This window comes from Spongiactinospora gelatinilytica, assembly GCF_003236385.1.
GTDB classification, from domain to species: domain Bacteria; phylum Actinomycetota; class Actinomycetes; order Streptosporangiales; family Streptosporangiaceae; genus Spongiactinospora; species Spongiactinospora gelatinilytica.
In genome coordinates this window covers 1-927 of record NZ_POUA01000773.1, presented here as the reverse complement: position 1 = coordinate 927, position 927 = coordinate 1, and the positions used below count along the sequence as shown (strand labels likewise).

The window sequence follows — 927 nt, the reverse complement described above, 5'->3', positions numbered from 1 at the left end:
AGTGCGTGTTTGAGAAGATCGTTTAGAGCTCAAGGGCAGATGTAGCGGGGTTGGCGTCGTGCGGGTCCGCCCCGGGTGAGGCGGCGGGCCATCCCCGCGATGGCGGCCCAGCGGATCAGCGCCTCGGAGACGGCCGGGTCGCGTTCGTAGTCACGGGCCAGGCGGCGGCAGGCGGTCAGCCATGCCAAGGTCCGTTCCACCACCCAGCGCCGGGCGATGACGTTGAAGCCGGGCTTGTCCGCGGGCTTGCGCACGATCTCCAGGGTGGTGCGCAGCCGGTCGCGGGTCCAGTCCACCAGCCGCCCGGCGAACCCCTGGTCGGCGAACACATGCCGGATCGGGGTGGTCAGGTACGCCGACAGCAACGCGGTCTTGGCCCCGTCGCGGTCCTGCCAACTCGCGGCCAGCACCGTCACCGTCACCAGCAGGCCGGTGGTGTCGGTGACGATGAATCGCTTACGCCCGTTGATCTTCTTCCCGGCGTCGTATCCACGGCTGTCACCTCCGACGGTGTCGGCGCCTTTGACGCTTTGGGAGTCGATGATCCCGGCCGTGGGTTCATCGGCGCGGCCGTCGGCGCGGCGGGCCTTGATCCGCAGCTCACGCAGGAGGGTCTCGGTGACGCCGGCGGCCTCCCATTGCTGGAAGTACCAGTACACGGTCTGCCAGGGCGGCAGGTCGGTGGGCAGGTACCGCCACGGGCATCCCGATCGGACCACGTACAGGATGGCGTTGACGATCTCCCGGCGCGGGTGCTTTTCCGGGCGCCCGCCGGCGTTCGGCCCGGGCAGCACAGGTTCGATCAGTTCCCACTGGGCGTCGGTCAGGTCGGAGGGGTAGCGAGCGGGGGGCATTGAGCCACTTTGGCGGTATCGGCATGTCTCGTCACGCCGCCACGCCGGACATGAACGATCTTCTCAAACACGC

At 68.7% G+C, this 927-nt stretch carries 1 protein-coding gene; it reads right to left on the bottom strand.

The annotated features are described in order from the left end of the window. Window positions 1–29: 29 nt before the first annotated feature. On the bottom strand, window positions 30–854 hold the full coding sequence (locus C1I98_RS39315; RefSeq protein ID WP_111169806.1) for an IS5 family transposase: 825 nt from the start codon (window positions 852–854) through the stop codon (window positions 30–32). Between the last annotated feature and the right edge of the window lie 73 nt (window positions 855–927).